Source organism: Chloroflexus sp., assembly GCF_056331925.1.
In genome coordinates this window covers 20,660-27,417 of sequence record NZ_JBWGQH010000041.1, presented here as the reverse complement: position 1 = coordinate 27,417, position 6,758 = coordinate 20,660, and the positions used below count along the sequence as shown (strand labels likewise).

General features: G+C 56.8%; 5 protein-coding genes. 1 reads left to right on the top strand and 4 read right to left on the bottom strand.

The annotated features are described in order from the left end of the window. Positions 1-3,589, top strand: a 3,589-nt coding sequence (locus AC01ZF_RS16890; RefSeq protein ID WP_476575528.1) for a Calx-beta domain-containing protein, incomplete at its 5' end; no start/stop codon positions are given. 102 nt (positions 3,590-3,691) lie between these two features. Here the strand turns inward: AC01ZF_RS16890 and ptsP are convergent. From ptsP to dhaL, 4 genes are read right to left on the bottom strand one after another with little or no spacing between them, the layout of a single operon-like run. Beyond that, positions 3,692-5,362 carry a phosphoenolpyruvate--protein phosphotransferase gene (gene ptsP, locus AC01ZF_RS16885; RefSeq protein WP_476575527.1) on the bottom strand — a complete coding sequence of 557 codons (1,671 nt, stop codon included), beginning with the start codon at positions 5,360-5,362 and terminating at the stop codon, positions 3,692-3,694. 13 nt (positions 5,363-5,375) lie between these two features. Next, positions 5,376-5,648 (bottom strand): HPr family phosphocarrier protein, encoded by a 273-nt coding sequence (locus AC01ZF_RS16880; protein WP_287906129.1) that lies wholly within the window; start codon positions 5,646-5,648, stop codon positions 5,376-5,378. A 5-nt stretch (positions 5,649-5,653) separates the two neighbouring features. Further along, a complete protein-coding gene (gene dhaM / locus AC01ZF_RS16875) occupies positions 5,654-6,046 on the bottom strand; it encodes a dihydroxyacetone kinase phosphoryl donor subunit DhaM (RefSeq protein ID WP_424677010.1) in 393 nt (130 codons plus the stop codon). Further along, positions 6,043-6,690: a dihydroxyacetone kinase subunit DhaL gene (dhaL, locus tag AC01ZF_RS16870; protein WP_424677009.1), complete on the bottom strand. Its 648-nt coding sequence runs from the start codon at positions 6,688-6,690 to the stop codon at positions 6,043-6,045. Before dhaL ends, dhaM begins: the two co-directional genes overlap by 4 nt. Positions 6,691-6,758: the final 68 nt, after the last annotated feature.

The window sequence follows — 6,758 nt, the reverse complement described above, 5'->3', positions numbered from 1 at the left end:
GCAAGTCACCCTCAACGGCCAGCCGACTCTGACCCTGACCTTCACGCCGGCCAACTGGAATACGCCGCAGACGGTCAGTGTGCAGGCGATTGACGATCTGATCGATGAAGCGCCAATGGGAATGAGCTACGACATCACGCTGCTTCACGTTGCCAGCGGCGGCGACCCGATCTACGCCGCTCTGGCGCCAGCACCGCTCACTGTCACCATTCTGGAGAACGACAACGCCGGGATCGTCCTCACGCCCACCGCGCTCACGGTGGCCGAGGGCGGGCCGGCTGAAACCTACACCGTCGCCTTGACCAGCGAACCGACCGCCAACGTCACGATAGCGATTGACGGTCAAGGGCAAGTCACCCTCAACGGCCAGCCGACCCTGAGCCTGACCTTCACGCCGGCCAACTGGAATACGCCGCAGACGGTCAACGTGCAGGCGATTGATGACCTCGTTGACGAAGCACCGACCGGTACGAGCTATGGCATCACCCTGCTCCACGTCGTGGGTGGTGGCGACCCAATCTACACTGCGCTTGCACCCGTCCCGCTGACCGTCACCATCCTCGAAAACGACACGGCCGGTTTGATATTTGCCCCGGCTACTCTCACAGTGGTCGAAGGTTCACCCGGCGACTATGCAATAACACTTTCTAGCGCACCTGCGGATAATGTCACCGTTACGATAAACGGTCAGGGCTTCTTACTCGTTAATGGCAGTGCTACGACGACCCTAACCTTCACACCGACCAACTGGAACACACCACAGCTTGTGAGTGTGCTAGAACCGAACGTTGACCAGATCGCCCAGCCCAACCGTAACCGGATCATTCTACACGATACGACCAGCCCTGATCCGATCTACAACGGCCTTGGCGGAATCGGTTTGCCGGTCACCGTGATCGATGATGATATTCCGGCGATCATCCCTAGTACTACTACTTTGACCCTCACCGAAGGCACTGCCGGCAGCTACACGCTCGAACTGGGCACGCAACCAACTGCCAATGTCACGATCACGATTGACGGGCAAGGTATCGTCTTGGTCAACGGTTCACCGGTGGCAACGCTGACCTTTACCCCGGCCAGCTGGAACATACCGCAATTCGTCGTCGTCTATGTGCCCGACGATAACATTGCTGAAGCGACCCAGACCGTCGTCCTATCACACGTGGTGAGTAGTACCGATCCGTTCTACAACGGACTACTTGCACCTGATGTTGAGGTGATCATTTCTGACAATGACTCGCCCGGCTTTTTCGTCACGACACCACCAACACCGTTGACCGTATCGGAAAATGGTGACAGCATTACGCTACAAATGCGGCTAACAAGCCAACCGACCGCGCCTGTGCAACTGAATATAACGGTTGATGATCCAACTGAGGGGAGTGTTACACCAAGTAGTATTGTATTCGACAACACCAATTGGAACATCAACGCAGTGGTTTTGATCAGTGGAGTCGATGACACCCTTGAAGACGGCCATCAACCGTTCACCGTACAATTTGCCCCGGCAATCAGTGCTGACCCGTTTTATAATGGGTTAGCACCTGCCAATCTAAACGTTATAAACCGCGACAATGAACCGGTTCGCATTAGTATTAACGACGTGTTACGCCTCGAAGGCGATAGTGGGGTCACCAACGGTAACTTTATTGTCCGCCTCAACCGCATTTCGGATCGCGATATCTTGGTCGACTATACGAGCGCTAACGGTACTGCCACGGCAGGCACTGACTACAACGCTGTAGCCGGCACCGTCACCATTCCAGCCGGCACATGGCAAGTGACGCTACCGGTGGGAATTATTGGTGACACTGAACCGGAAGATGATGAATTCTTTACCATCAATTTGAGCAACCCACGCGCAACGATGCCCGGTCAACCGAGCAATCTGGCGAGCGATGAGACCGTTGTGATCGATGATGGCCTCGGCGTTGGCACGATCCGCGACGATGATCCGCCGGCGGTGCGCTTTGCCGGCAGTGAGTTCTTCGTCAATGAAAGTGATGGAACGGCAACCGTCATCGTTAATCTGAGCCGTGCAGCTACAGGCACCGTGACGATCAACTATGTCACCGTCACCGGTGGCACCGCCCAACCCGGTGATGGCTCGGCTCCTAACCACGATTACGCACCGGTGAGTGGTACACTCACTTTCGCACCGGGGGTAATGAGTCAGACCTTCACTATTCCAATTTGGAACAACAGCTTCGCCGACCAACCATTCGAGACAATTCAGATTGCGTTGACCAGCCCAACCGGTGCCACCCTTGGCATACCAAATCTGGCTACCGTAACGATTATTGATACAGCACCAACCTTACTCACCCAAAACCCGACTGCTCTTCAAACGGCCGGTCCGAACTACACAAGTTATAACTGGAACTTCTACGGTGTCAACGATGGTTCTACGATTGTGCGAATCGATGTTCCATGCGGTGTGATCGGTGATCTGACTATCGAGCTGCTCAGTCCGTCGATCAACCCAACAGCTAATCCTGCGGATGTCATTCGTGGCTCGGCTGAGACCGCTACCTTTGCCCTCTACCGAATGCCAACAGGCTGGCAAGCCAGCAACGGCTATCCACCAACAATCGGTACCTTGGTGACGAGTGCCAACTATGCGCCAAATACCGGTGATGCCACTACATGGGTGAGTTTGCCGGGCATACCGGGTTCCACGCCATGCGGCATATACCTGCTAGTTACTAGTGTACCCAACGACGACACCAATGGCTGGGCTGTACGCAGCGGCTGGGCCGGTAGTGGCGCGCCAACCGTTGATCTAGATGGAATCGTCGGCACCGGTGATGAGATTGTCCAGGGCATTCTCCGGCAAAGCCTGCGTCACCCACCGGGCAATCCGGTCTGCACCACGTTCTTCCAGTATGTTGCGCCCGGCCTCAGTAGCGTCGCCTTCCACAACTTCGATCTCGAAGGTGCGAGCCGGGCACGGGTGCGCTATTACGCGCCGGGATCGCTCTACGATCCCACCGGCCAAACCGGCGGCATTGTCGGTACAGCTTCAGCGGACGGCCAATGGAACAACGGTACAGCTACTACCCGTGGTGGCGATGTGATCGCCAATCCGCCATCGGGCTGGTGGCGCATTGTGACTTGTACCACTAGCCCTGTTGACGAAAACCACTTTATCCAAGAGGGCCAAACCGGTGTCCCTCTCTATCTGACACCACCACCTACGCCTGAGCTGTTGCTGCAAGCTACTCCGGCAATGTCCACTATCACGACCGGCAGCACAACGAGCCTGACGATCAATTTTGCCAATCAGGCGAGTGGTCCGACAGCCGGTGCCGCCCGTGATCTTGAACTGACAATCAATCTACCGGCCAGTATCACGTTCAGCGCCGGCGCGTGCAGCGGTGTACCGGGGGCGTGTAGCATCAGCGGTCAGGTGATGACCGTTAACATCGGGCTATTGGTAGCAGGGGCCGGCAATACCTTTAGCATCCCCCTCACGGCAACAACGCCGGTTGGTGCTATTCCGATTGTGGTTCAAGCCACTGCTGGCGACCAGATTGGCAATCCGTATCTCTGGCAAAACACCGCGATCATACGGATCGTGCCATAAGACAACGAGAGCAGCGAGAGTCGTGTATTCACAACGACCATAAAAAAGCCCGGCTCATCTCAAGATGAACCGGCCTCATCAAGAGTGTATTGCAGTGGCGTGTTATGCTTCTCGCCCACCCGCAAGCGCACGGGCCGCGGCGGCTTGTGCCTCAGCCCATGATGTTTGCATCAGTCGTTCCTTGACTACCGGAATACGAGCTGGTGCCATACTCAACTTATGCAGGCCCAAGCCCACCAGAGCCGGAGCAGCATCTGGTTCACCACCAAGCTCACCACAAATACCTATCGGAATACCGGCTTGCTGCGCAGCACGCGCCGCCAGATCGATCATCCGCCAGACCGACGGATCATTGGAGGGATAACGAGCCGCCAGGGTAGGATGACCACGATCAACCGCCAGTGTATACTGGGCCAAATCGTTGCTCCCAATGCTAAAGAAGGCCGCGTCTCGTGCCAGTTGGTCGGCTAACACCGCCGCCGCCGGCGTCTCGATCATCACCCCCAGAGGTGGATCGGGCCGATGATCAACACCTGCTGCCGCCAGGGCAGCCGCCGCTTCCACCAACTGCGCACGCGCCCACGCGAGATCGGCCGGAGTGGCAATCATCGGTAGCATAATCCAAATATCGCCACGAAACGCTGCTCGTAACAACGCACGCAATTGGATTTGAAAGAGATCGGGGCGCTGCATCGAGAGTCGCAACCCTCGCACCCCAAGAAACGGGTTTGCTTCAGGGGAAAGTGGGAGATACGGCAACGGCTTATCACCACCGATATCGAGTGTGCGGATCACTACCGGCTTGCCGGGCAACTCATCCAACACCGCACAATATGCCGCATATTGTTCATCTTCATCTGGTGGCGCCGAACGGTCGAGAAAAAGAAACTCCGTCCGAAATAATCCGATCCCTTCGGCTCCGTACTCACGGGCCAATCGCGCCTCAGCCGGACGACCAATGTTGGCCCACAATCCAACTAAGCGGCCATCACGCAACTGACCAGGCTGATCACGCAACGCCGCTTGTCGCCGTTGCATCACTCGCAACGCCTCCATCCGCACTTGAGCCGACTGCAACGCTGCTTCATCGGGGTCGATCAATACCGTCGCGGCATCGCCATCGATCAAAAGCTGTACGCCATCGGGCACAGCGAGGATTTCGTCACCTACCCCTACTACTGCCGGCACACCTCGTGCGCGGGCAAGAATAACAGTATGACCGGTCGGACCACCACCGGCAGTAGCAAAACCGGCAACGTGGTGCGGTAGATCGACCGTTTCGGCGGGCGTCAAATCATCAGCGACGACAATAGCGCCGGGCGGGACAGTTGGCTGCGAGGCGGTCTCACCGGCCAGCGCATGCAACAACTCCACCCCAACCGCGGCCATATCAGCCGCACGTTCCCGCAGATACTCATCATCAATATCGGCGAGCAACGCCTGCATTTGCGCCACTGTTGTGCGGATCGCCGTCGTCAGCGGCTGCCCATCAAGTACCAGCGCCGTCACCCCATCGGTCAAGGTCTCATCTTCGACCAGCAAAGCCTGTGCATCGAACAAATCGGCTTCGTGCAAACCGGCTGCTCGTTGCCGTTCGGCGATAGCGCGCAAGCGTGCTGCGGCTGCACGTTGTGCTACATGAAAGCGAGTCAATGCCGCTTCTACCGACTCGTGAGGCGGATCGACTGCTACCGTAGCCACACGCTGCCAGCGGTATGCAGGACCCAATGCCAACCCGGCAGCACCGCCGGCGCCTTGCAGCATCTTCCCCATAACACCTCGCTCGCTACTCGCCAAAATTCTCTTCGACCAACTTGGTCAAAGCAGCGATGACTTCAGCTTCGTCCTCACCACTGGCGCGTAACCGGATCTGGTGCCCTTGACGCACTCCGATCTGCAACAGATTAAAAGCCGTTACCGGCAGTTCTTTCGTTTGGGGCCGACTGAGATTCTGAATAGTTACGGTGCTCTTATACGCCCGCACCGTCTCAACAAACAGCTTAGCCGGGCGTGCATGCAAACCAACAGGATTATTCACCGTCAAAACAACTTCTGTCATATCGGTTACTCGTATACTTTAATCAGCTCGCGTGCTTGCAACGCCGCCGCTGCTACCTGTTCGAGTGTCGTCACCGTATTTGATGCCTCGACCGCTGCCAGATACGCCCCTTCCACCAACGGTGCATTACTAATTTGGACCGGCGGACCGGTAAACTGTTCGAGGGCCGTCTCGACACTCATGACCGCACTACCCAGATCGACCAGCACCAAAATCCCATCAGCGGTGCGCAATTGTTCGAGAGCAGCCAAAATCCGCTCCACACTTGTCCCTAATGAACCATCATTTGCGCCACCTGCCGCTATGACCGGAAACTGACCACCACTGATCTGGGACACAAACTCTTGCACACCTTCTGCTAATCGTGCGCTGTGCGAGACGATCAATAGGCCGATCATGCTCCCTCCTCAACACGGCTACACGTCATCGCCAGCGCACGGAGCAGATACGCTGTCGAAGTTGCTCCCGGATCCTGATGACCGATACTGCGTTCACCGAGATACGACGCGCGCCCCTTCAGGGCAAGCATAGGGATGGTTGCTTTTGCACCGGCCTCTGCTGCATCAGCGGCCACCTGCAATGCCTGACCCAGCGGCTTACCGGCAGCTAACGCGGCCTGCAGCGCCTCAATTGCCGGAGCGAGCGCATCAACTATCGTCTTTTCGCCACGCTGGGCTTTACCACGTGCTACAATCCCATCAAGAGCAGCCTCGAGAGCGAGGAGTATCTCCTCAGTACTTATTTCATGCCGATCGGCCAACGCCATCCCTGCTCGGACAAAAGCCGTGCCATACAACGGCCCTGAGGCACCACCCACGGTAGAAACAATGGTCATCCCGGTGGTCTTCAGCACAGTACCGATATCTTTATCGGCCACACTCGGTAGACGCGCCATCACAGCGGTAAACCCACGGTCGAGATTTGCCCCGTGATCGGCATCGCCAATCGCGGCGTCAAGCGCGGTTAACTCATCGCGCCGCTCATGGATTAACGTTGCCGCTGCAGCGAGAAAGTGCGTGACGTGTTCGACAGTAATTGGCATCGTTGCCTCACGTATCTTAATCGAGGACTGATTATAGACCGCGTGTTAGTAAACACTATACCAAAACC

What these genes read in the sequence shown, in the direction of transcription:
- dhaM (WP_424677010.1), bottom strand. Translation starts at nt 6,046, where the DNA reads ATGATCGGCCTATTGATCGTCTCGCACAGCGCACGATTAGCAGAAGGT.
- AC01ZF_RS16880 (WP_287906129.1), bottom strand. Translation starts at nt 5,648, where the DNA reads ATGACAGAAGTTGTTTTGACGGTGAATAATCCTGTTGGTTTGCATGCA.
- dhaL (WP_424677009.1), bottom strand. Translation starts at nt 6,690, where the DNA reads ATGCCAATTACTGTCGAACACGTCACGCACTTTCTCGCTGCAGCGGCA.
- ptsP (WP_476575527.1), bottom strand. Translation starts at nt 5,362, where the DNA reads ATGGGGAAGATGCTGCAAGGCGCCGGCGGTGCTGCCGGGTTGGCATTG.